Annotated in this window: 21 protein-coding genes and 1 pseudogene; 13 read left to right on the top strand and 9 right to left on the bottom strand. The window is 61.6% G+C overall.

Annotation, left to right across the window (positions count from 1 at the left end; genetic code table 11):
* Positions 1 to 23: 23 nt before the first annotated feature.
* The 3 genes from A4A58_RS24950 (at position 24) to A4A58_RS24940 (ending at position 1,594) form a co-directional block, all read left to right on the top strand.
* Entirely contained in the window at positions 24 to 581 is a 558-nt protein-coding gene (locus A4A58_RS24950) for a sigma-70 family RNA polymerase sigma factor (RefSeq protein ID WP_068737246.1), read from the top strand.
* Positions 578 to 1,219 (top strand): DUF1109 domain-containing protein, encoded by a 642-nt coding sequence (locus tag A4A58_RS24945; protein WP_068737244.1) that lies wholly within the window; start codon positions 578 to 580, stop codon positions 1,217 to 1,219. Before A4A58_RS24950 ends, A4A58_RS24945 begins: the two co-directional genes overlap by 4 nt.
* 108 nt (positions 1,220 to 1,327) lie before the next feature.
* On the top strand, positions 1,328 to 1,594 hold the full coding sequence (locus A4A58_RS24940; RefSeq protein WP_068737243.1) for a hypothetical protein: 267 nt from the start codon (positions 1,328 to 1,330) through the stop codon (positions 1,592 to 1,594).
* Between the two features lie 371 nt (positions 1,595 to 1,965).
* On the opposite strand, the pseudogene A4A58_RS29880 reads toward A4A58_RS24940, so the two are convergent.
* Both A4A58_RS29880 and A4A58_RS24930 read right to left on the bottom strand, forming a co-directional pair.
* Positions 1,966 to 2,388: pseudogene (locus A4A58_RS29880) on the bottom strand (MFS transporter); the annotation flags it as partial.
* Between the two features lie 600 nt (positions 2,389 to 2,988).
* A complete protein-coding gene (locus A4A58_RS24930) occupies positions 2,989 to 3,306 on the bottom strand; it encodes a metal/formaldehyde-sensitive transcriptional repressor (RefSeq protein ID WP_068737240.1) in 318 nt (105 codons plus the stop codon).
* A 104-nt stretch (positions 3,307 to 3,410) separates the two neighbouring features.
* Here A4A58_RS24930 and A4A58_RS24925 point away from each other — a divergent pair, with 104 nt between their 5' ends.
* Together A4A58_RS24925 and A4A58_RS24920 are read left to right on the top strand one after the other, a co-directional pair.
* On the top strand, positions 3,411 to 5,420 hold the full coding sequence (locus A4A58_RS24925) for a heavy metal translocating P-type ATPase (protein WP_068737236.1): 2,010 nt from the start codon (positions 3,411 to 3,413) through the stop codon (positions 5,418 to 5,420).
* Entirely contained in the window at positions 5,417 to 5,617 is a 201-nt protein-coding gene (locus A4A58_RS24920) for a DUF1289 domain-containing protein (RefSeq protein ID WP_068737234.1), read from the top strand. Before A4A58_RS24925 ends, A4A58_RS24920 begins: the two co-directional genes overlap by 4 nt.
* A gap of 145 nt (positions 5,618 to 5,762) precedes the next feature.
* Here the strand turns inward: A4A58_RS24920 and A4A58_RS24915 are convergent, their stop codons facing one another.
* A complete protein-coding gene (locus tag A4A58_RS24915) occupies positions 5,763 to 7,085 on the bottom strand; it encodes an MFS transporter (protein WP_068737232.1) in 1,323 nt (440 codons plus the stop codon).
* Between the two features lie 229 nt (positions 7,086 to 7,314).
* Between A4A58_RS24915 and A4A58_RS24910 the strand changes: the two genes are divergently transcribed.
* The 4 genes from A4A58_RS24910 (at position 7,315) to A4A58_RS24895 (ending at position 12,505) form a co-directional block, all read left to right on the top strand.
* Complete coding sequence (locus A4A58_RS24910; protein WP_068737230.1) at positions 7,315 to 7,593, top strand: metal-sensing transcriptional repressor; 279 nt, start codon at positions 7,315 to 7,317, stop codon at positions 7,591 to 7,593.
* Positions 7,594 to 7,614: 21 nt separating this feature from the next.
* Positions 7,615 to 8,820 carry an efflux RND transporter periplasmic adaptor subunit gene (locus A4A58_RS24905; protein WP_068737227.1) on the top strand — a complete coding sequence of 402 codons (1,206 nt, stop codon included), beginning with the start codon at positions 7,615 to 7,617 and terminating at the stop codon, positions 8,818 to 8,820.
* Positions 8,820 to 12,014 (top strand): efflux RND transporter permease subunit, encoded by a 3,195-nt coding sequence (locus tag A4A58_RS24900; protein ID WP_068737225.1) that lies wholly within the window; start codon positions 8,820 to 8,822, stop codon positions 12,012 to 12,014. The genes A4A58_RS24905 and A4A58_RS24900 overlap by 1 nt, the downstream gene beginning before the upstream one ends.
* Before the next feature lie 230 nt (positions 12,015 to 12,244).
* Complete coding sequence (locus A4A58_RS24895) at positions 12,245 to 12,505, top strand: hypothetical protein (RefSeq protein WP_068737223.1); 261 nt, start codon at positions 12,245 to 12,247, stop codon at positions 12,503 to 12,505.
* A 140-nt stretch (positions 12,506 to 12,645) separates the two neighbouring features.
* Here A4A58_RS24895 and A4A58_RS24890 read toward each other — a convergent pair whose 3' ends face one another.
* Genes A4A58_RS24890 through A4A58_RS24880 form a run of 3 tightly spaced genes read right to left on the bottom strand, consistent with a single transcriptional unit; the run spans position 12,646 to position 14,669 of the window.
* Positions 12,646 to 13,404 (bottom strand): COG4705 family protein, encoded by a 759-nt coding sequence (locus A4A58_RS24890; protein WP_068737221.1) that lies wholly within the window; start codon positions 13,402 to 13,404, stop codon positions 12,646 to 12,648.
* A gap of 45 nt (positions 13,405 to 13,449) precedes the next feature.
* Positions 13,450 to 13,857 (bottom strand): histidine kinase, encoded by a 408-nt coding sequence (locus A4A58_RS24885; protein WP_068737219.1) that lies wholly within the window; start codon positions 13,855 to 13,857, stop codon positions 13,450 to 13,452.
* A 38-nt stretch (positions 13,858 to 13,895) separates the two neighbouring features.
* Positions 13,896 to 14,669: a COG4705 family protein gene (locus tag A4A58_RS24880; RefSeq protein ID WP_068737217.1), complete on the bottom strand. Its 774-nt coding sequence runs from the start codon at positions 14,667 to 14,669 to the stop codon at positions 13,896 to 13,898.
* A gap of 188 nt (positions 14,670 to 14,857) precedes the next feature.
* On the opposite strand from A4A58_RS24880, the gene A4A58_RS24875 reads away from it, so the two are divergent.
* From A4A58_RS24875 to A4A58_RS24855, 4 genes are all read left to right on the top strand, one after another.
* Entirely contained in the window at positions 14,858 to 15,193 is a 336-nt protein-coding gene (locus A4A58_RS24875) for a PepSY domain-containing protein (protein WP_068737215.1), read from the top strand.
* Positions 15,194 to 15,256: 63 nt separating this feature from the next.
* The gene (locus A4A58_RS24870) at positions 15,257 to 15,919 is read left to right on the top strand and encodes a response regulator (protein ID WP_068737477.1); all 663 of its coding nucleotides are present in this window, start codon (positions 15,257 to 15,259) and stop codon (positions 15,917 to 15,919) included.
* Entirely contained in the window at positions 15,913 to 17,253 is a 1,341-nt protein-coding gene (locus A4A58_RS24865) for an ATP-binding protein (RefSeq protein ID WP_244499864.1), read from the top strand. Before A4A58_RS24870 ends, A4A58_RS24865 begins: the two co-directional genes overlap by 7 nt.
* 956 nt (positions 17,254 to 18,209) lie before the next feature.
* Positions 18,210 to 18,863: a response regulator gene (locus A4A58_RS24855; RefSeq protein WP_068737209.1), complete on the top strand. Its 654-nt coding sequence runs from the start codon at positions 18,210 to 18,212 to the stop codon at positions 18,861 to 18,863.
* Between the two features lie 198 nt (positions 18,864 to 19,061).
* Here A4A58_RS24855 and A4A58_RS24850 read toward each other — a convergent pair whose 3' ends face one another.
* The 3 genes from A4A58_RS24850 to A4A58_RS24840 form a co-directional block, all read right to left on the bottom strand.
* Entirely contained in the window at positions 19,062 to 19,691 is a 630-nt protein-coding gene (locus A4A58_RS24850) for a toxin-activating lysine-acyltransferase (protein WP_139069941.1), read from the bottom strand.
* A gap of 368 nt (positions 19,692 to 20,059) precedes the next feature.
* Complete coding sequence (locus A4A58_RS24845) at positions 20,060 to 20,746, bottom strand: response regulator (protein WP_068737205.1); 687 nt, start codon at positions 20,744 to 20,746, stop codon at positions 20,060 to 20,062.
* Between the two features lie 217 nt (positions 20,747 to 20,963).
* Positions 20,964 to 22,433 (bottom strand): sensor histidine kinase, encoded by a 1,470-nt coding sequence (locus A4A58_RS24840; protein ID WP_244499863.1) that lies wholly within the window; start codon positions 22,431 to 22,433, stop codon positions 20,964 to 20,966.
* Between the last annotated feature and the right edge of the window lie 78 nt (positions 22,434 to 22,511).

The raw sequence follows: 22,511 nt of genomic DNA, 5'->3' as shown, positions 1-22,511 counted from the left end.
GAACTCATGATGAAGGCGCGCTCATGACGAGCCCCGAAATCGAGCTCAAAGTTCTTATGTTGGCTAGCCTCAACGGCGACGCGGCCTCGCACCGCGTCCTGCTCGATCGGTTGAGTCGGCATTTACGCGCTTACTACAAGGGCAAGCTCGCCAGAATAGGGAGGGGGGCTGCGGAGGCGGAGGATCTGGTCCAGGAGGCGGTATTGGCGGTCCACTTCAAGAGGCACACCTATGATCCCCTCGAGCCGCTGACGCCGTGGGTGCACGCGATCGCCCGATACAAGTTGATCGACTTCCTGCGAAGGAACCGCACTTCGCTGACCGACGTTCCGATCGACGAAGCGGACGAGGTCATGGCACACGACGACAATCTCAGCGCCGAGAGCAGCTTCGATCTCAAACGGCTCATGCAACGGCTGCCTGAGAAGACGCGATGCTCCATCGTGGCTGTGAAATTGGACGGGCAGAGTGTTGCCGAGGCCGCGGAACGATGCGGCATATCGGAGTCTGGGGTCAAGGTGAACATTCACCGTGGCCTGAAAACGCTGGCGGCCCTGATCGCTAAGGAGACGCGGGCATGAAAACCGACGAATTGGTGGAAATGCTAAGCATCGACGCAAAGCCGGTCGCCCGCACCACGCTCGTTCGCACGCTGAGCTTGGCCGGTGCGGCAAGCGGGATTGCGGCGCTGGTCATCGCATGCGTAGTGTTCGGCGTTCGCGCCGATTTGATGGAGGAACGTGCATTGACCTTCCTCTTCGTGAAGCTCGCTTTCACGGTAGGAATCGTCGGTCTGGCGTTGGTCTATCTGACGAAGCTAGTGCGCCCGGGCGGCGAACGAAGGACGCAGCCCTTCCTAGTCGCGTTACCGTTCCTGGCCATCATCGCGCTTGCCGCGATAAGCCTTGGGCTTGCGCCCCGGTCGCACTGGGACACGATGATTCTCGGAGACGAATGGCTGGAATGCCTTCTCTCCGTTCCGATCATTGCGATCGTTCCTTTCGCGATCTCCATCTGGGCGGTGCGAAGAGGAGCGCCGACAGATCTCGCACGAACGGGGGCCGTCGCGGGCCTCGTTGCAGGCGGGGTGAGCGCGATGGCGTACGCTCTTCATTGCACGGACGATTCATTGCCGTTTGTCGCGGTGTGGTATGGCGGCACGATTGCGCTGTGCACCCTCGCAGGCGCGGCATTGGGACCGCGGCTGTTGCGTTGGTAATACGTCATTCTTCACGTCACCGTGAGCCTGTAACCGGCAGAGCATCAGCTCCGAACTCATTATCAGAAGCGCATTCGAAGCGCTTTGATCACATAATGGAGTTCGACAATGTTGAAGAAAAGCATCCTTACGATTTCACTCTTGCTGCCGCTCGCTGCGATATCCGCCGTAGCGCACGCAGGCTCAACGATCTCGGACAAGAGCTACTGGCCGAATGAAGCACGGCGGAGCACTCAATCCCGTATCGTCGCCACGCAGCCTGATCTGAGTTCCGCTTTCGCCTATGGCGGCGCACGGTCCAGTGCGCAGGAAGAGCCGAGCGCGGACCGCGTTCCATCATCCTGGCGCTATCAGGGCGGCCCGAAAGGCCGTTGATGGGGGCGCCGCTACAGGCGGACTGCCCGCAGCCTCAGAGCCTTGCTCACCAGGGTCACGGAGGATAGCGCCGGTGCCGCCGCCGCGATGATCGGCATGTCCCTTCCGTCGTCGTATCTCGTCTTCGCGATGGTTGTGACGCTCGCCTTGCCTCCTTTGGTCTCGAGAAAATCTCAGGGGTCGGCGCACACGACGGTAGCCCCGCTTTGAGGCTGCAGGCGATGCCGGATCGTGACCAGCCCGGCGAGTGCGAGCGCTGTGATGGATGCACCCACAAGGAAAGTGCCGCGTGAGCCAACGGCATCCCAAAGTGCACCGGCCACCACACTCGCAGCGAGCAGGGCAACGCCACCAAACAGGTTGAAAACGCCTTACGCGGTCCCACGCAATTCGGCTGGCGCGCTGTCGGCAATCAAGGCGGCGAGTAATCCTTGCGTAAATCCCATATGCGCGCCCCACAGGATCACGCCAACCACGACGCCGAACAGGCCGGTCGCAAACCCGAGAACATGGTCCGCCGCGATCAGCAGCGCAAAGCCGATGATCAGCAAAGTCGTGCGTTCCATGCGATCCGAAAGAGCTCCCACCGGATACGAGATGACCGCATAGGCAATGTTCATCACCACCAGCACCAGGGGGATGAGAAAGACCGGAAGTCCGACTGCTTGCGCCTTCAGGATCAGAAATGCCTCGCTGAATCGCGCAAGCGTGAATACCGTGGCGACGACTGTGACCCACCAGAAGGTCGGCCCCAACCGCCTGAGTTCCGCGATGCTGAGGGGCGAGCGAACCTTGCGCTGGCGACGTTTTCTTCTTCCGGTTCACTTGGATCAAACGGGGTGCCGTTCTTCGCCTCGTAGTCACGCTCCGCCTCTGTGCGCGCTTTGTCCAAAGACGACCACGGCCCCAGTATCCCAGTGCCAGGCGGCCCAAAAGGCCGTTGATGTCCGACGCGGAGAAAGGGCCGCGCTGATCCGGCGCCGGAGAACGAATTTCGCCGTATCCTTTGACGGTGGAACGATAGATTTAACAGGGCGGTTGCCGCGTGGACTTGCGCAGAGGTTCACGCCATCGCTCGTTCACGCCCCCAACCAGCTCCCCGAAGCCCCAGCACGGTTCACAAATCAAAAGGACTCGAATGCGACAATTCGCTGGTGATGTTGTGCGATAAGCAATCGTTCTCGAACACGATTTACAAACGAGTCTATTCTACGTCGGAGACAGTCGCGCGAAGCCCTCGCTCACTCTGTTCTGCCGCGCGACCAACAAAGCCCGCCGTTCAGGATCTGAGGCGTCGCCATCTTTCTCTGCCCGCCTAACGGTGACTGTCGTCACGACGACAGTCACGGGTGGACCGCACGCGAAATGATGCCTGGACTATCGGGTGCTCGCTGTTACTTGAGATAGGTTCGTAGAACCTCGATGAGCTCCGCCGCGCCTTGGGCGCGCTTCGTGTTTTCCTTATCCGGATCGACGATGTGGTTGCGGATATGGTCCTCCATGACCTCCGCCGTCAGACCGTTTACTGCTCCACGCATGGACGAGACCAGCATCAGTACGTCGGCGCAGCCAAGCTCTGCTTCCAGCGCTCGTTCCAGCGCCTCAGCCTGACCTTTGATCCGACGCACGCGCGCCAGAAGCTTGTTCTTGTCCTTAATCGTATGCACGCGGTCGCGCTCCGTGGGTTCCAGTACTTGAACTGACGATAACATAGAAATCGCGGAACTTGTCGTCTGGAGTTATATAGGGTAGGGGGTTATATTACAAGAGATCGATAGGCCGTTTGCGCATCTCGGTACCAGGAGAGTAAGAGGACATGGCAAACATCGGACAGGCGCGGTCTACTTTGGCGGATGCCGCAGACGCGCGCACGACCGCCCCCGGTGCGGCGACCGGTAGCGGTCTGCATCATCATGATCACCATGATCATGACCATGACGACCACGATCATCACGGCCATGACCACCATGATGCGTTCGAGCGGACCGAGATGGTCCGGATCGCCGTCGTTGCCGTGGCATCGGCGGCAGTTTGGTTCCGAGCTTGGGAGCCGTTCCCCGCCGTCAGCGTGATCGGCGTTCTGGGCCTCCTGATCGGAGGCTGGCCAATCTTGAAAGAAGCTTTAGAAAACGTCCTCCAACGCCGCATGACGATGGAATTGTCGATGACGATTGCGATCGTCGCGGCGGCGGCGATAGGCGAGTTCTTTACGGCGCTGGTCATCACCCTTTTCGTGCTAGTTGCTGAAGTCCTGGAGGGGCTGACCGTAGGACGCGGGCGTAAGGCTATCCGAGATTTGCTGGAATTTCTGCCGCGAGACGTGTCCGTGCGGCGCGCTGGCTCGATTCAGACGGTCGCATCCGAGACCCTTGCGGTCGGCGACGCCATTCTGGTTGCTCCTGGAGGCCGTATCCCGGTCGATGGGACGGTCGTTTCCGGAAATTCGTTCGTCAATGAATCTTCCATCACCGGAGAATCCATGCCGGTCGAGAAGGTCGCCGGGACGAGGGTCTTCGCTGGAACGATCAACCAGTCGGGGGCTCTCGAAGTCGCCGCAGAACGGATTGGCCGTGACACGTCTTACGGCAAGATCATCGAAGCGGTGGAGCGAGCCGAGAAGTCCCGCGCCCCCGTTCAGCGCCTTGCGGACCGACTGGCTGGTTATCTCGTTTATTTCGCGCTCGGCGCCGCCGTACTAACTTACGTGTTGACGCGAGACATGTATGCGACGATCTCGGTCATCATCGTCGCTGGCGCCTGTGGAATTGCCGCAGGCACGCCGCTCGCGATCCTCGGCGGCATCGGTCGGTCCGCGCGTCTGGGGGCCATCGTGAAGGGCGGTGTCCACCTGGAGACGCTGGGCAAGGTCGATACCGTCGTTCTCGATAAAACCGGGACCCTGACGTTTGGGCGTCCGGAGGTGCAGCGCCTCGCTCCCGCAAGCGGCATCACGGAAAGCGAGTTGCTGGACGTGGCTGCCGCAGCCGAATCGCGCTCGGAGCATCCGCTGGGCAAGGCCATCGTCGATTACGCCCTGAAGGCAGGGCGGACGGTCGCCGAACCGCAGGAGTTCTCGTACAGCCCCGGACGTGGCATTCGAACCGGCAGCGACGGCTTTCACACCCTCGTCGGAAACCGTCTGTGGCTGGAGGAAAACGGCGTCGTCATGCCGTCGTCATCCGGAAGTGATGGCACATCGTCCGAAATCTACGTGTCGCATGACGGCCGCTTCCTTGGTCGGATCGAGGTGGCCGACACCGTGCGTCCGGAGGCGAAGCGTGCAATCGACGCGCTGCGGGCGATGGGTATCCGGACGGTCCTGCTATCGGGCGACGCGGCGGCTGTGGCCAAGGGCGTCGGCGCGGCCCTTGGCATCACCGAGATCGAGGCTGAGATGCTTCCGGAGCAGAAGCTGGCCTTCGTCCGGAATCTCGTCTCGTCGAAGCGGACGGTCGCCATGGTAGGTGACGGAGTCAACGACGCTCCGGCACTCGCGGAGGCCAGCGTTGGCGTCGCCATGGGGTCAGGGACTGACGTGGCGCAGGAAAGCGCCGACGTCGTGCTGCTGGGCAATGATCTCGTTCGTTTCGTCGAAACTCTCGCGGTCGCGCGTCGGACACGCGGCATCATCTGGCAAAATTTCGCCGGCACCATCGGCGTAGACACACTTGGCATCGTGCTGGCAGCCTTCGGATTCCTGAACCCGTTGCTCGCGGCGGCAATTCACGTCGTCTCGGAACTGGCGTTCATCCTGAATTCGGCGCGCCTGCTTCCGGCGCCTCAAAAGGCCGATGACAGGGGCGCCCAGCGCAAGACCGGCACATGAGCGTCGCATCCCCCTGTATCGACGTCTGCCAATTCGACCGCAGGAGGGACATGTGCACCGGCTGCTTCCGCACCACCGACGAAATCCGTCTTTGGCGGAAGATGACCGATCATCGCCGACGTGAGATCCTGTCAGACCGTCCCCGGCGTGAGGCGAAGCTGCTGGAACGCGTCGCAAAGCGCGGGCAGCGGTCATGACGGGTACGGTCGGATACCTCCCAAATCGGTCCCGCGTACGGTCCGTTCGTCACGGGAGCGAATGCCGCCGCTTGATCGCGCTTCCGCCCGCGCTGAATTCGATGTCCACTCCCATCGAGGTGATGCCGATTTTCGCAAGGACCGATCAGGCCGGGCGGGGCCATTCGGGGTGATGGCTGTCGATCACGAAGGCATGCGCATGCCGGTAGCCGGTGTCGGAGCGTCCCGCGCCGGCGACGTGCGGATGGTCGGGTGGAAGCTGGTCGTGGACGTGCTCGAGCTTCTCCGGATCGGTGGCCGGCCAGAGAGCGAGGGCGACGATGACGGCAGCCGCGGCGATTGTGGCAAGAAGCAGAAAGGCGATCGGCATGCCGGCCTTGGCGCCGACCCATCCCGCAACGGGATAGGTGACGAGCCAGCATGCGTGGGAGAGGGCGAACTGGGCGGCGAACAGCGCCGGCCGGTCCTCGGCCTGGCTCGATCGGCGCAGCAGGCGTCCGGACGGCGTCTGGGTGAGCGAATATCCAAGACCCAGGACGAACCATAGGGGGAGCAGCAGCGTGTAGCTCGGAAGGACGCTGCCGGCGGCCAGGCAAAGGACGAGCGTCACTGCGCCGGTCGCCATCGCCCGGCGATCGGTGATGCTGTCCAGCAGCCGGGGCAGAAGGAACGCGGCGACCATGGACCCGGCTCCGAAGGCTGCGAGGGCGAAGGCCGTCTCCCGCTGCGCGAGGCCGAACCCGGCCTGAACGAGTACGACCGTGTTGACAATGACTATCGCGCTTGCGGCGGCAGCGGCGAGGTTGAGCGCCAGCAGTCCGCGCAGACGCGGCGTGGCGAGGTAGATGCGCATGCCGCGGGTGGTGCGGTCGTAGATGCCGCGGCGCTCGGTTGGCTTTGGACTCGGCAGCACGACGGATACGACGAGGGCCGCGGAGGCGAGGAAGCCGACGACTGTTCCCGCGAACAGCGTATGGAAGCCGATGACGGTGAGCAGGGCCGCTGCGAGCATCGGGCTGACGACGCTTTCCAGGTCGTAAGCGAGGCGCGAGAGGGATAGCGCTCGCGTGTAGTCGCGTTCTTCCGGAAGGACGTCCGGAATGGTGGCCTGGAACGTGGGCGTGAAGGAAGCCGAGGCGGACTGCAGCACGAAGATAAGAACATAGACCTGCCAGATCTGGTCGACGAACGGCAGCGCGAGCGCCACGACGGCCCTGACGAGGTCGAGTGCGACCAGCATGCCGCGGCGGGGAAAGCGTTCGGCGAAGGCGGCGGCGATCGGCGACACGCCGACATAGGCCACCATCTTGATGGCCAGCGCGGTCCCGAGCACGGCACCGGCCTCGGCTCCGGCGAGATCGTACGCCAGCAATCCGAGTGCGACCGTGGCGAGCCCGGTGCCGATGAGCGCGACAACCTGGGCGGCGAATAGATGACGGTACGTCCGGTTCGCAAACACGCGCAGCATTGGCATCATCCATTCTGATGTGGCGTCCATATCCGCAGGCGAGGCGCTCCTGCGGTCCGCGTCGAGTTGTCGCGATGGGCGAAAAAGTGCGCATCAGCTTTGACTTGCCGGGCAGCACATGCGACAGGATCCTAATATAGGGTATCCCCCTATAGGGGTCAAATTGACGACCGCCGCGAACTGGGCGGGCGTCGTGCGCAAAGGAGCCTCCTTCTGGAGGTCGAGTCGTATGGGCAAAGAGCATTTGCACGACAGCCATCCGGACATCGTCAAACGGCTGAAGCGCGCCGAGGGGCATCTGCGGCGCGTCATCGAGATGTTCGATGAGGGGCGATCCTGCGTCGATCTCGCGCAGCAGCTTCATGCCGTCGAGAAGGCGGTCGGGGAGGCCAAGCGGACCCTTATCCACGATCACATTGATCATTGCCTGGACGCGGCGACGAACGGGAAGGGGCGGCCGACGGATGTGTCGCTCGCCGAATTCAAGTCGATCTCGCGATACCTCTGACGCCGGATCTAGGGACCACCGATGGCGCGCAACATCTACAGACTCGGCATCACCGGCGTCGTGTTCGCCGCAGGCATCGCATTCGCAATGCTGGTGCTGCGCGCGCCCGTAAGCACGGGAAAGACCGACGCTCCCGTTGCCGCGAAGAGCGAAGCCAAGACACTGGACCGAAGCGACGTTCCCATGGACGACGAACGCATCCAGGCCGCGGAGATCGGGCTGGGCGATGCAGGCCCCGGCACTGTGGCGAAGAGGCTGGTTGTGCCGGGCGCGATCATTCCCGATACCGATCGCGTCGCGCGGGTGACCGTCAAGCTGGCCGGCACGGTCTCGGAGCTCCGCAAGAACATCGGCGACGAGGTGGCGCGCGGCGAAGTTCTCGGCATGATCGAAAGCAGGGAGGTCGCCGAGGCGAGGAGCGAATACCTCGCTTCGAAACTCTCCGACGATCTTCAGCAGGAACTGACGGGCCGCGACAAAGGGCTAGCCGAGGGACGTGCCATTCCCGAGCAGCAGTATATCAAGTCGCGCAGCGCCGCCGCGCAGAGCCGTATGCGTTTCGACATTGCCCGTCAGAAACTCCTCGCTCTCGGTCTGGATGACACCGAGGTCGCCGCCACGCCGACGGCGCCGGAGGGAACGTTGCGGCTTCAGGCCGTGCGTGCGCCGATCTCGGGACGCGTGGTCGAGCGCAAGGTCGAGATCGGCACGGCCATCGGACGGGACAGCCAGTCGCCCGAACTGTTCGTCCTCGTCGATCTGGGCAAGGTCTGGATCGAGATGAGCGTTGCAGCGAACGACCTCGCGAGCGTCCATGAAGGCCAGAACGTTCGCATCTCCGTCGCCGGCGGTTCAGTCGTGGGGACGGCGAAGGTCAGGTTCGTGAACCCGGTGCTGGACAAGGAAACCCGGTCCGCGCGGGTCGTGGCGGAAATCGACAACCCGGAGCGGATGTGGCGGCCGGGTGCTTTCGTGACCGCGGCGATCGCCGTCGAAGAGCGTGCGGTGCCGGTGGTCGTGCCGATGACGGCCGTCCAGAGCGTGGCGGGCCGAAAGGCCGTCTTCGTCAGGACCGCGGACGGCTTCCGGAAGCGGGACGTCGTGCTCGGCCAGCGTGACGGCGCGTCGGTCGAGGTGTCGTCCGGCCTGAAGCCCGGCGAGCGGGTCGCGACTTCCAACTCGTTCTCACTCAAGGCGGAGCTCTCCAAGCCGACGGACGAGGATTGATGATCGAACGCATCGTCGAATTCTCGGTCCGCCGCCGTTGGCTGGTCCTGTTCCTGGTGCTCGCAGCCACGCTGTCGGGGATCTGGTCCCTGACCCGCCTGCCCATCGATGCCGTGCCGGACGTCACCAACGTCCAGGTCCAGGTGAACGCGGTGGCGCCCGCACTGACGCCGCTCGAGATCGAAAAGCAGGTCACGGTCGCGCTCGAGACGGCGCTGGCCGGGATCCCCGGCATGGAAGCGACGCGATCGTTCTCGCGCAACGGCTTCGCGCAGATTACCGTGGTCTTCGCGGACCGCACCAATATCTATTTCGCCCGGCAGATGGTGAACGAGCGCGTCAACGACGCGAGGTCGCTTCTGCCGCCCAACGTGGACGTGCGTCTCGGGCCAGTCTCGACCGGCCTCGGCGAGATCTACTGGTGGGCCGTGGAGTTCGAGAAACCGGGGACCGGCGCGCCGGTCCGCGACGGCGAGCCGGGTTGGCAGAGCGACGGCAGCTATCTCACACCCGAGGGAGAGCGCCTGGCCGACGAGTTCAATCGGACAGTCTACCTCCGCACCGTGCAGGATTGGATCATCCGGCCGCAGATGAGGAGCGTGCGGGGCGTCGCCGGCGCGGACGCCATAGGCGGCTTCGTCAAGCAGTTCCAGGTCCAACCGGATCCGCAGAAGCTGATCGGGCTCGGCATCACGCTGGACCAGATCATCACGGCCATCGAGAAGAACAACGCGAGCCGAGGCGCGAACTACATCGAGCAGAACGGAGAAGGCCTTGTGGTGCGCGCCGCGGGGCGGGTCGAGAATGCCGACGACATCGCCCGGATCGTCGTCAGCACCCGCGGCGGGGTACCGGTACGCGTCCAGGACATCGCCGAGGTGGCGATCGGTAGGGAATTGCGCACGGGCAGCGCGAGTTCGAACGGGCATGAAATCGTTCTGGGAACGGCGCTGATGCTCGTCGGCGAGAACAGCCGGACGGTGGCGGCGGCCGCCGGCGCGAAGATCGATGAGATCAACAAGACGCTGCCGTCCGGCATCCGGGCGCGGACTGTGCTGAACCGCACCGAACTGGTCGATGCGACGATCCGGACCGTGGCGACCAATCTGGCCGAGGGCGCCTTGCTCGTCGTGGCTGTGCTGTTTCTGATGCTGGGCAATTTCCGCGCCGCCTTGGTGACGGCATGCGTGATCCCAATCACCATGATGATTACGGCCACCGGCATGCTCGGCGGGCGCATCAGCGCAAACCTCATGAGCCTCGGCGCTCTGGACTTCGGCCTCATTGTCGACGGTGCGGTGATCATCGCGGAGAACAGCCTGCGCCATTTCGCGGAGCGGCAGACCGAACTCGGGCGGACGTTGAACCGGGAAGAAAGACTACAGACCGTTTCAGCTTCGACGATCGAGATGATCCGCCCCACGGTCTACGGGCAGGCGATCATCATCCTCGTCTACGCGCCGCTCCTCGCTTTCACCGGCGTCGAAGGAAAGACCTTCGAGCCGATGGCGCTGACCGTGATGATCGCGCTGGCCGTGGCGTTCGTCATGTCCCTGACCTTCGTTCCCGCGGCCATCGCGATCGCGATCACGAACCCGGTGCGCGAGAAGGAGAACTTCATCGTTCACGGCTTGAAATCGGCCTACGTCCCGCTGCTGTCGCGGGTCATGGCCCGTCCTGCGCCGATCGCGGTCGCGGCGGCGCTCCTGTTCGCCGGCGCGCTGATCCTCTTCTCGACCCTGGGCCAGGAATTCACCCCGACGCTGGACGAAAAGAACATCGTCATGGAGGTGAAGCGCGTTCCGAGCACGTCGATTACGCAATCGCAGGCGATGCAGCTCCAGATCGAGAAGCTGATCAGCAGGATTCCCGAAGTGGCGTTCACGTTCTCGCGGACGGGTACCCCGGATCTCGCGGCCGATCCCATGCCCCCCAATGCGTCCGACACCTACATCATCGTCAAGCCGCAGAAGGAGTGGTCGAATCCTTCGATGACCAAGCAGGACCTGATCGCGAAGATCGAGGCCGAAGCGAGCAAGCTGCCCGGCAACAAGCTCGGTTTCTCCCAGCCGATCCAGATGCGTTTCAACGAACTCATCGCCGGCGTGCGAGAGGATCTCGGGGTCAAGGTGTTCGGTGACGACTTCGGCGCGATGCAGACGGCCGCTTCCCGCATTTCCGACGTGCTTCGGACCGTCGAAGGCGCGGAAAGCGTCAAGGTCGAGGAGACCGCCGGCCTGCCGTTTCTCGAAATCAGGATCGACAAGGCGGAGATCGCCCGGCGCGGGCTGAATCTTGCGGACGTTCAGGACGTCATCGAGACCGCGGTCGGCGGTCGACCTGCCGGACTGGTCTTTGAGGGAGACCGGCGGTTTCAGATACTCGTCCGTCTGAACGATGTGCTGCGCAACGACGTCGATGCGATCCGGAATCTGCCGGTACCGTTGCCACGCACCAGCGACGGAGGACCCACGGCGTCGATCCCGCTCGGCGTCATCGCGACGCTGGAGCAGACGGACGGCGTGAACCAGATCAGCCGCGAAAACGGCAAGCGACGCGTGGTTGCGACGGCGGAGGTACGGGGCCGCGACATCGGATCTCTGGTCGGCGAGGTGCAGGCCAAGGTGGCGGAGCAAGTGAAGCTGCCGCCCGGAAGCTATCTGGCATGGGGCGGTCAGTTCGAGAATTTCGCGGTCGCGCGCCAGCGGCTGATGCTCGTCGTGCCGGGCTGCTTCGCGCTGATCTATCTGCTTCTGTTCGGCGCTCTCGGCTCGTTCAGGGATGCCCTCTTGGTCTTTAGCGCGGTGCCGTTGGCGTTGACGGGCGGCATTGCCGCGCTTTGGCTCCGCGGCATGCCCTTTTCCATCTCCGCCGCCGTCGGATTCATCGCGTTGTCCGGCGTCGCCGTGCTGAACGGTCTCGTCATGCTTACCCGGATCAGGCAATTGATCGGCGACGGAATGCCCGTCGGCGAAGCCGTGCGGGACGGAGCGCTGACACGCTTCAGGCCTGTCGTCATGACCGCGCTCGTCGCGTCGCTGGGCTTCGTGCCGATGGCGCTGGCGACCGGCACGGGCGCCGAGGTTCAGCGGCCGCTTGCGACCGTCGTCATCGGCGGCCTGATCACGGCGACGCTTCTGACGCTCGTCGTGCTGCCGGCGCTCTACGGCCGGTTCGGAGGAATGAAGCAGTGACCGCGTTCTCGCTAGTAATGAATCCTTGGAAGGTTTCGCGCGCGCGTCGGCTGTTCTACCCACCTGCAAGTGCAACGGCTTGCGGTGGATGACGCCATTCCGCGCCCGTCCAAGAGTTGTCCGTCGGGGCGGAACGAACGGCAAAAACTCGAGACACCAGTGCCGACCCCGGTTTCCGGTTGCCGCGAACCATTCAGAAGGATAACCTTGCCGGAGCGGATCGATGAGCCATGGACCAGCCGAACAACGTCATTCCGTTCCCCCGCAAGCCGCTACAAGCGGACGAGGACGACTACGCTCACAGGATGCTGCTGAACGGTGTTGCATGCGCATGGATTCTCGTCGTCGTCGGTAGCGCCGCATGGACCTTTGAAGTGATCGCGACCATCCCGAAGCGGGACTGCAATTTCTCCGCAAGGCGCCCCTGTACGTCGACGGCCCAGCGCGCGACACCGCCGTCATTCTTTTTGTCCGACGGAGTCACGAACTGAACCGACGTGCCCGGACGCCCTCGCAGGAGGCCTATGGCAGGCGACATGTCTCGCCACAGCTGGCGCCCCGGGGGAGATGCATCGTAGGGGCACGAGCGGCAGCCACGTCCCGGACCGAATGTCGGGATGCGTCGGGACGTTCAAGCCGGATGCCGTCCCGCCCGCTGCGGAATCAGGGCGATGCAGGCGACAATGAACGCAGCGAGCACCGCGGTGGCGGCGTATCGGCTCAGGGCGAGGCCGCCGTTGGCGAGTGGTTTGTCCAGGAAGTCGCCGACCGTGGCGCCTAGCGGACGTGTGAGGATGAAGGCTGCCCAGAACAGAACCGTGCGGGAGACGTCCGTCCAGTAGTAGGCTGCTACGACGATGGCTAAGGCTGCTCCGAAAACCAGCGCCCCGCCGCTATAGCCCAATCCCGTGGAATCAGCCATCCAGTCGCCGAGTGCGGTACCCAGGGTCTGCGAGAACATGATCGTCGTCCAATAGAATACTTGCGCCTTCGGCGTGACGACGCTTTCCACCGACACGGTGCCTAGCGCGCGGTACCAGACCGCGAGCGACAGCAGCAGTAGAACGAGAAGCAGCGAACTACCGCCGAGATATCCTATGCCGAGAGACCGGTCCACAAAGTCGGCGAGCGTCGTGCCCGCCGTCGTCGTCGCCACGATGACCGCCCAGTAAAGGAATGGATGGAATCTCCGGACGCTGATCTGGGCGGCTACGGCGACGATGAAGAGTGTCGCGAAGATCGCCGTTCCGACGAGATAACCCAGATGCATCGACATCGTGACGGCATCGCCTCCGGTTTCCCCCAGCGTGGTTGCTGCGATCTTGACGACCCAGAAGCCCAAGGTGACGGCGGGTAGCTTGTTCGGGCTGTCCTTCGAACGATACTGCATGGAGTGTCTTCCTGTTTCGATGAAGCGTCTGAGAATCTGCTTTGGTTAGGGTTTGCCTGCGACCCGATCGATCGTGATGACGACGTCGTCGACCGCGGACCTGCACGCGCCGAGATCCGGCGACGTGGCCCTGACCGCGGTGAGTGCGCGGTCGATCGCCTTGTCGAGCGTGTGCCAATCCGCGGCAGCGCGCGGCTTCAATCCGGCTTCCGCCTCGTCCCAAGCCGTCTCGAGATCCTTCAGGCGCGCCTTCGCGCCGGGGAGATCGTTCTTGTCCAGCAAAGCCTTGCTGTCTGCCACGATGGTCCGGAACGATGCGAGGTTTCCCAATTTCGGCGCCTGCGCCTGGGCGGCCCCGCCGACGAACGGCGCCGAGAAAAGCGCGCCGGACAGCGGACTCGCACCAAGCAGCAACGACAGGACAATCCTAAGAAAGGTCATTCGGGTCGACATGTTCGATCTCCATTTTCGACAGGTTTGTGTTGATAGGCTCATGCCCGCTCGTTCATGATCGTCGAACGGTGCAGCGTGAGGACTGCGACAAGCGCAATGATGACGGTGAGAAAGCCGAGGCTGGTGTAGACCGAGCCGAGACCCAGCCCGCCATATTCGCGCGATTGAGAAAGCAGATCGCCGAGCGAAGCTCCGAGAGGTCTTGTCAGGATGTAGCCGACCCAGAAGCACGATACCGCGTTCGCGCCGAGGTAGTACGCCGCCGTGACGACGGCGATCATCGCGCCGAAGACGACGACGCCAAGATTGAAACCGAGACCCACGGCCTCGGTCGCAAGATCGCCCGCCGCCGTGCCCAGGGCGAACGTGAAAAGGATGGCGGTCCAGTAGAACAGCTCGCGCCGTGCCGTGACGATCGTGTGGATCGAGAGCGTTCGCTCCGCTGTGAACCAGAGCGCGAACGTCGCGGCCAATGTCGCCGCGAAAATCGGCGTGCTGACGTAGAGACTCACGCCCATTGCATCGGTGAGCGCGTCGGTGATCTGAGTGCCGACGACGCTGACCAGCACCACGGTCAGCCAGTAGATCCAGGGGACGTAGTGCGACATCCGCATCTGAAGCGTCAATGCCGCGACCAACAACGTCAGCGTGATGCCGTCCGTCGCGGCAGTGCCCAAACCGGCATGGACCGCCAGATAGTCGGCGCCGGTCTCGCCGACCGTCGTGGACATGACCTTGATCGCCCAAAATACGAGCGTCACCTGGGGGACCTTGTTTCGAAAACGGGCAGTGTGTTGTTCGGCGACATTCATGTCGTTCCCCTTTGCGGCGCCGTCGAAGTTCGTGCGCCCTTCCTCATCGTTAGGACTGCGGACTTAGCGACGACTTAGAAGGAGATCTGCCTGTGAACGGTCGTGCGCGCTCGTCAGGCCGAAAAGGGCTAAGGTGCCGCTAAGTGACTTGGGTCAGACGGAGCGAGGGGCTTTTTGGAGAAGATAAAATGAAAAAGCTGAAGATGATCGTTTGCGCCGCTGCCGTCATGACTTCCGCGACCGCTCTTGCTGACGACGCCAGGACGGCGTCCCACGAGGCGGGTAACGTGGCACAAGCCAGGACATCGATGGGAGCCGCGGTCGCGGCCGCCGAAAAACATGCGGGCGGAAAGGCGGTCCGGGCGGAATACGAAAAGGGCAAGGACGGGCGGTGGGCCTACGATGTAGAAGTCGCCGGCGGCACCGACATGTTCGACGTGAGGATCGATGCGGACGCGGGCACGGTGATCGCATCGACGAAGGATGCGGCGGATTCCGACGACGAAGGTGACAAGGCAGATTGAACCTCGTTAGTTTGCGACCGCGACCGGTGGCGGTATCCGCCCTCGGTCGCCTGAAGGATGGACATGCGCATTCTTTTGATCGAGGACGACCGGATGATCGGCGCGGCCGTCGTCCAGGCACTCAGAGACGCCTCATACGCCGTCGACTGGGTTACGGACGGCGGGAGCGGCATCGAAGCTGCGAGCGCCGAGACCTACGACCTCGTGCTATTGGACCTGGGGCTGCCGACCCCGGACGGGACCGAGGTCTTGAGGCAGTTCCGAAAGACGGGACATCGGTTGCCAGTGATCATCGTGACGGCGCGCGACGCGATCGACGACCGGATCCGGGGGCTTGACCTCGGGGCGGACGACTACATCGTCAAGCCGTTCGAGATGCGCGAGTTGCTCGCGCGCATGCGGGCGATCCTGAGGCGGCAGGGAAGCGGCGGATCCGCGGTCTTGAGCAACGGAGCGATCAGCCTGGATCCCGCGACCCACGAAGTGGCGCACGCGGGCGAGATATCGCGGCTGACCGCACGGGAATTCGCGTTGCTGCAAGCCCTCCTGCTGCGGCCGGGCACCATCCTGTCGCGCATCGACCTCGAGCGGCATATTTACGGTTGGAACGAAGAGGTCGAGAGCAATGCCGTCGAATTCCTGATCCATGCCATACGCAAGAAGATCGGAGCGGCGGCCATCCGGAACGTTCGCGGCGTTGGATGGATGGTGGACCGGCCATGTTGATGTCTTCGCTGCGCGGCCGTCTCTTTGCGGGACTGACCGTCTTCATTATAGGAACCGGTCTGGCGGCGGGCTATCTCGCCTTCCGATGGGCGTTCGACGAAGCGATCGAGCTTCAGGATTCCGTGCTGCTGCAGGTCGCGTCGCTGGCGGCGAAGAGCCGCTTGACCGATCAGCCCGGCGATCCGGGCGTTGACGAAGAGGCGAGGCTCGTCGTCGAGGAATTGACGTCCCGTGCCGACGGTGCGGCGCCGAGCGCGAGGCATCCACTGCCGCCTGATCTACCCGACGGCCTTCAGACCGTCACGCGGGCGGGAGAGCGGTGGCGGGTCTTCGTCCGGACGCGAAGCGACGGCACCCGCGTTGCCGTCGGCCAACCGACGGCCAGCCGCGACGAAGTCGCCCAGGACAGCGCGCTTCGGACGATCGTGCCCCTGGGTCTTCTGGTGCCCGGACTGATGCTGCTGATCGGCATCGTCGTGGATCGGAGCCTGCGCCCGCTATCACGACTGGCGGAGGCACTAGATGCCAAACAGACCGATCATCTCGAACGGCTGCCGACCGAAGGAATTCCGAAGGAGCTGCTTCCCTTCGTCGACTCCATCAACCGCCTGCTCGACCGCATCGCGACCATGTTTGACCGGCAAAGACGGTTCGTCGCCGACGCGGCCCATGAACTGCGCAGTCCGATCACCGCTTTGTCGCTGCAGGCCGACAACCTCGACCGGTCCACGCTGTCGGACGACGCCCGGCAACGGATGGATTCGCTCCGATCGGGGATTCGCCGGACCGCGCACCTGCTGGAACAGCTCCTCGCGTTCGCCAGATACGACCAGGCGCCGTCCGCCGCGCTGGCGGAGGAAGCCTTCGACCGCATCGTCAAGGAGGTGGTTGCCGATCTGCTTCCGGAAGCACGGCATTCCGGCATCGATCTCGGATTCACCCATGTCGATGCCGCCGCGCTGCGGGCCGAACCGCTCGCGCTTGCCATGCTGGCGCGCAATCTCATCGACAATGCCATCAGATATACGCCGGAGGGCGGCACCATCGACGTGAGCCTGCACAACAGGGATGGCGCGGCTGTGCTTCAGATAGAAGACAGCGGGCCCGGTATCCTGGGGCAGGACATGGAACGCATCTTCGAGCCGTTCTTCCGCGGAGTCCGGCCCCGCGGTGACGGGACCGGATTGGGGCTGTCGATCGTCCGGCGCATTGTAGATCGTTACGACGGCACCATCGATCTCCATAGCGTGGACGGCAACGCGGGGAGGGGCCTCACGGTGCGCGTGACGCTGCCGCTCGCCGACAGGCGCTCCGGCGCCGCCGATCAACGCTGAGCGGGAAGGGCCGCCCGATCGTTCCTTAGGGTTAGCCGTGCAGATGCGCGTGCGCGAAGAACGCGAACGGCCGATCAATCCAGACGGGCTTCACACACGCCTTGATGCTCGACACGAGCAGCCGCAACGTGTCGAGGCGGGTCATGGAGCATGAAGACGGTGACGTCCTGCAGCGCGGTTTTGCAGCACCATCGGGGTTACGGACCTTCAGGAAAGTCCGTACCTCATTCACGGCTATCGATTGCAGTGATTTCATCGAGACGACTTAGAAGGTCAAACCTATCGCGCCGATTGCGTCTTAGAGATCGTGTTGAAGTAATTTTGGTGACCTTCCGGAACGCTCGTGACGTCAGGCCCAGTAAATTCGACCGTGACTTCGGAATCCGATTGTACAGTCCAGGCGAAATCAAGCGAATCCGAGACAGGGTCGATGATGAGCGTCGTCAGGTGTCCGGTCCCATACGCTCCGGTGTCCAGCGCGATGCGATTGCGGGTGACGAGCAGGCGTCGCGTGTCCGTGATCGTGTGCCAAGCGATATGGCTTCGGATAGCGCGAGCATGAGGGGTGAAAGCCGCCGATCTGGCGCGCAAGCACGGCGACTTGGAAGCGACGCTGTATAGCCAGAAGGCCAAATTCGGCCGCGGACGTCGTGCGCGGGCGCCCGATGCCGAACTACACGTTCAACTGCGCGAGCTAGCCAACTGCAGTCGGCTATCGGCGGCTGGCGGTCCTTTAGAGGGCCGGACTCTAACTTCAACTGAAAGAAATCGGCAGGAGCGCCCAATCATGCTTGTTGGGATTTTCGACTTTGCATTGCTTGATCACTTGCCCAGCAACGCATCGCGGTGCGACTATCGCCTAAATGTCGCCTTAACATTCACCTGCTGAAATGCAATGTCGTTGAATGCGGGCTCAAGTCAGCGTATGAAGGGTGTGACAGGCGCGGAAGGTTGCGATGCCTCTGATTACGGTAGCTTTGGTAGACGACCACCCTCTCATGCTTGAGGGGTTGGTACAGCTATTGTCTCGCTCTGGAGATTTCAAGGTCGTTGCAACAGGGAAGTCGGCGCAGGATATCCTTGATATTTGCGAGTCTCATGAGCCAGAAGTTATCGTCGTTGATCTTTTAATGGACGACGACGTTTGCAAAGTGATCACGACGGCAATTCGGATATCTCCCAATACCAGAGTTGTAACTTTCACCGGAGCGGAAGGTGTAGAGCCAGCAATCCTGGCGCTCGATGCCGGCGCAACCGGATATGTCATGAAGGGCAGTACTTCAGCCGAGCTTGTACAAGCAATCAAGTCGGCTAAAGTCGGAGAAACCTACATCACGAGGCTCTTCGCAAACGACGTGATAGCGAAGCTGCGAGATGCACCTCTGAGGCGAAAGGCAGCTAAAGCCCTCATACTCAACGTTCGGGAGCGCCAGATCATGCGGTTGCTCATGGTTGGAAAGAACGACGCGGAGATCGCGATAGCGCTTCGGATCAGCGAAACGACTCTCGAAAAACACATGATAGACCTTTGGCACAAGCTCAAGGTTCGCAATCGGCGTGAGGCCGTAATCGCAGCGAAAAGATACGAGCGTCCGCCCGTGATGCATTAACGGCGCACGCGAACCTTTGTGCAGGAGTGTGGCCGTTAGATTTGATGCCGTTGCAGCTGGCCAAGCCATCTCAGTCCATACGAGTGCGGTCGCGGTCGTCGCCGTTCACTACGGCAGACAGACGATGCTAAGGCACTAGGTCCTTTGCATTTCTTGGCAAGTTAGAGCTGTCGAACTTAGTCGGCAAGGAGCAGCGTCTTAAGACTGCACGGAGGCACCCAGGACGTGGATTTTTGATTTTCCCGCAGGGTCGTATGCGCGCACCTTAACCTGGCGGCCCTTCAAAGTCGTCTTAGTCAACTCGTCTACGACCTGCCGGACAAATCGAGTTTCTCCCGCCGTATGAAGGATCCACAGAATGTCACCAGATTTCCACTCCTCGGGCTTCATCTGGAGCACCTCTTCGGATTCCATCAACCGCTTGTCCACCTCCGACGAGACGGAAGCCCACAGGGCTACGGCCACCGGCATGACTGTTCTCTGATTTTTGTCCGCCTTAGCCTCGCCAATTCGGAATTGTCCAGCCAGCAGTGGTGGAATGACCAGCCATTCAAGATCACTCAGTGTATAGCGACTGTAATGTGGGGAATGCATCAGTACGCCGACCACTTGGGTGAATGCCCATGCGTTCCGCAGTGTTGCGGCGTCGCGACTGGCCCTTGCCATGACGGCGGTCGGTTGGGCGGAGCCGATCTGGGGTGCTTCGTCTGACGAGTTGGCACCGGGCGCCCTCAAGACTTCCGTCAAAACCTGCGGTTCGTGGCTTGTGGACGCTTGCGTTCCATTTAGCGGCTGGGTGAAACGTTTGGGTTGATCTGTGACACTCATGATGAGAACTCCTGCACTGATGGTGTACGAGTTTGGCAGCAGCGTCCCCAAGCCAGCCGAATGATGCCTGTGACGCCGTTCGAAGGTCTGACCAAGGCAATCCCCTAGCCGTTATTTGTCTTTGCGGGTCGTGCTAACGTTCAACGGCCGTCACTCTTATTTTCCGCGCGCACCTTGTTACTTAAAATCAGTATAACTAAGGGCGCGCTCTGGGACGGGCAGTCCCTGTAGTTATCTGTCAGGGTGGTTTTGCGAGATTGTCGGCCTGAACTTAAGAATGCGGGAAGCCCGGGCGCTGCACAACGGTAGGATCGGCTGCAAGAACGTTGGCTGTACATCGTGTGCCGGGGCAGACCCGTTGCGCACAGTCAAGAGAGCAAGCGCGGTTGCCGAGGTTGGATTTCCGCAGATCGGATATGTTCTTGTTCAGACAGCGCTTGCGCCGCAATGACCACTTCGAGGCGATTACGGGCATTAAGTTTTTGCATCAAAATCGTCATGTAATTTCTGACGGTCTTCTCGCTGATCTTTAGCGAAATGGCGATTTCCTTATTGGTCCTTCCACGCAACAACAGCCGAACGATCTGGTCTTCGCGGATGCTGAATTGGACGACTTCAGCCGCCACGCGCCGCAGCGGTGCGTTTCGCAAGGCCGCGATAACCTGGCTCGCGAAATTCTGCGTAATGTATGTCTCGCCCTGGCGAACCGACTCAACGGCATGGATCAGCTCTTGCGCGTTGCTGCCCTTCAATACGTATCCGTTTGCGCCAGCGTCGAGTGCGCGGATCGCCGAGTCTACGCCGGTTGCGGCAGTGAATGCCACGACTTTCGTGTTTGGCGACAGCTTGATCGACGTTGCGATCGCCGCGAAGACATCACCTGCCATGCTCAGATCAACAATGATGACGTCTGGATGGAGACGGGACGAAATATCGATAATGTCTCTGGCCGACGAACCCGTCGATAGTATCTCGAAGCCATCCGCGCGCGACAGGAGCGAGACGATCCCTTCAATTAACAGGGGGTGGTCGTCCACCAAAGCAAGGGAAACCATAGTCGGAACTCCTGCAATACAATATTACAAAAAAAATACCAAACATTGCCGGGTCACAAATTTTGCTCGATCAAGCGGCAAATGTAAACGTCGATGTTCATACAAGATTAATATTAATTGGTCGCAGGCCGTTCTTTCAGTTTGTTTTATCCTCAGCGTAATCTTTACGGGGCAACCGTGTCTAACGAGGAGCGCAGCTTTAGATCGCCAAGTGGGGTTAGTTCACATTTTTATTAGATGACGAAGCGACGGGAAGTTTCGCCCGGATTTGAGTTCCAATTTCAGGCTGTGAGATAAACTCGAAGGTTCCTTTGAGAGCTTCCACACGGTTACGCAAACCTGCGATGCCAAGACCGGCCCTACTGCGCCGACCTGCAAGATCGGCGACGACCCCCGGACCGCTGTCGCTTACAGCAATAACGATGGATCGCTTATCCGCCCAAACCTCGACGCGCTGTCCTTTCCCTTTGCCATGATGAAAAGCGTTGTTCAGCCCTTCCTGGACGATCCGGTATAGGCACGTCGTTAATGGCAGCGCGAGGTCGGCGGGCAGGGCACCAATTTGAGAGCTGACACTTGTCCCCGTTGCTTCCTCATGATTTCGCACGGCGAGCGTTAGGATTTCATTGGGCGTCAATCCCTCCAGTTCGGGCAACACGAGACCGGTTGAGATGCTGCGGAGCTCGGAAAGAATCCGAGTGGTCAGGGTTTCAATAGCAGGATCAGGTGGGTCGCGGTGTCCGGCCTCAGCCCGTCTCTTGGTGGTTGGATCGGTAAGCTTCAGTATCAGGAGGCTGACAAGCTGAATCGGGCCGTCATGCAGATCTCGTCCAATCCGGGCAAGCAGATTTTCGTTGGAGTTTGCAGCCTCCAGGCGGGCATCATCCGCGATACGGCGCAATTTGTCATTCTGCGAGGCGAGACTTTTCGCCTCAGCCACATTTTGCATGAGGGACGTCTGATAGTCTCTGACCATATTTGTAGCGCGACGAACTATTAGAAACAGTATGAGCATCATCGGCGCAGTGACAGCGCCGACAATTCCGACCGAAAACAATCGGATCGAATGCAAGTCGGCCGCAAGTCTCCGGCCGTCATTGTATACTTCGCCGACGGCTATGATCTCCTTTGTTCCTGCACGGAATAGTGGCGCGTGTATCTCGATGAGAGGAACGTGCAGGTGACGTTCCGTCGCGTTGTCGACTTCGTCCAGATAGTCGAACTCGCCGGAGACTTTGCCTTCAAAAGCTGCCGCGATCGGAAGCGACGGAAATTTCGCGCCAATGGTTTCCTTATTGGTCGAATACGCCAACGTCGCGTCAGGCAACCAGATCTTGATTAGCCTCATCCGCTCGCCGAGCCTTCCTTCGAGCAGCTCGTCCAGCTTTTTGACGCTCTCCGGAGACAGCGTGCGGGAGGTAGCAAGCTCCTGAGCCGCCGGACCGAGGAAGACCTCCATGAAGAGGGCGCCTTCTTCGGCGGCGGTTTGCATCATGCTGGTTTCGATGCGTTGCGAGATTGCGAGCGCTAGCAATCCCATGGAGACAGCTATCGTTATGGCGGCAGCCAGGACAAATTGATGAGCAAGGCCAAAGGAAGAAGTTTTGGAGCCAATCTTGTCAGACGGCCAAATCATCGTTCTGTTTCCGGGAGGAATAGCGGGCGAAAATTCCACGCGGTCTAACATGGTTCTCGTTTCCGTAGGCGATAAACCAACGCGAAATATAAAGCAGATCCGGGGAGAATGCAGCCCGCCCGGCTAAAG

Origin of the sequence: Tardiphaga robiniae, assembly GCF_001618955.1 — a bacterium.
Lineage (GTDB): Bacteria > Pseudomonadota > Alphaproteobacteria > Rhizobiales > Xanthobacteraceae > Tardiphaga > Tardiphaga robiniae_A.
This window is presented reverse-complemented; position numbering and strand designations above follow the sequence as displayed.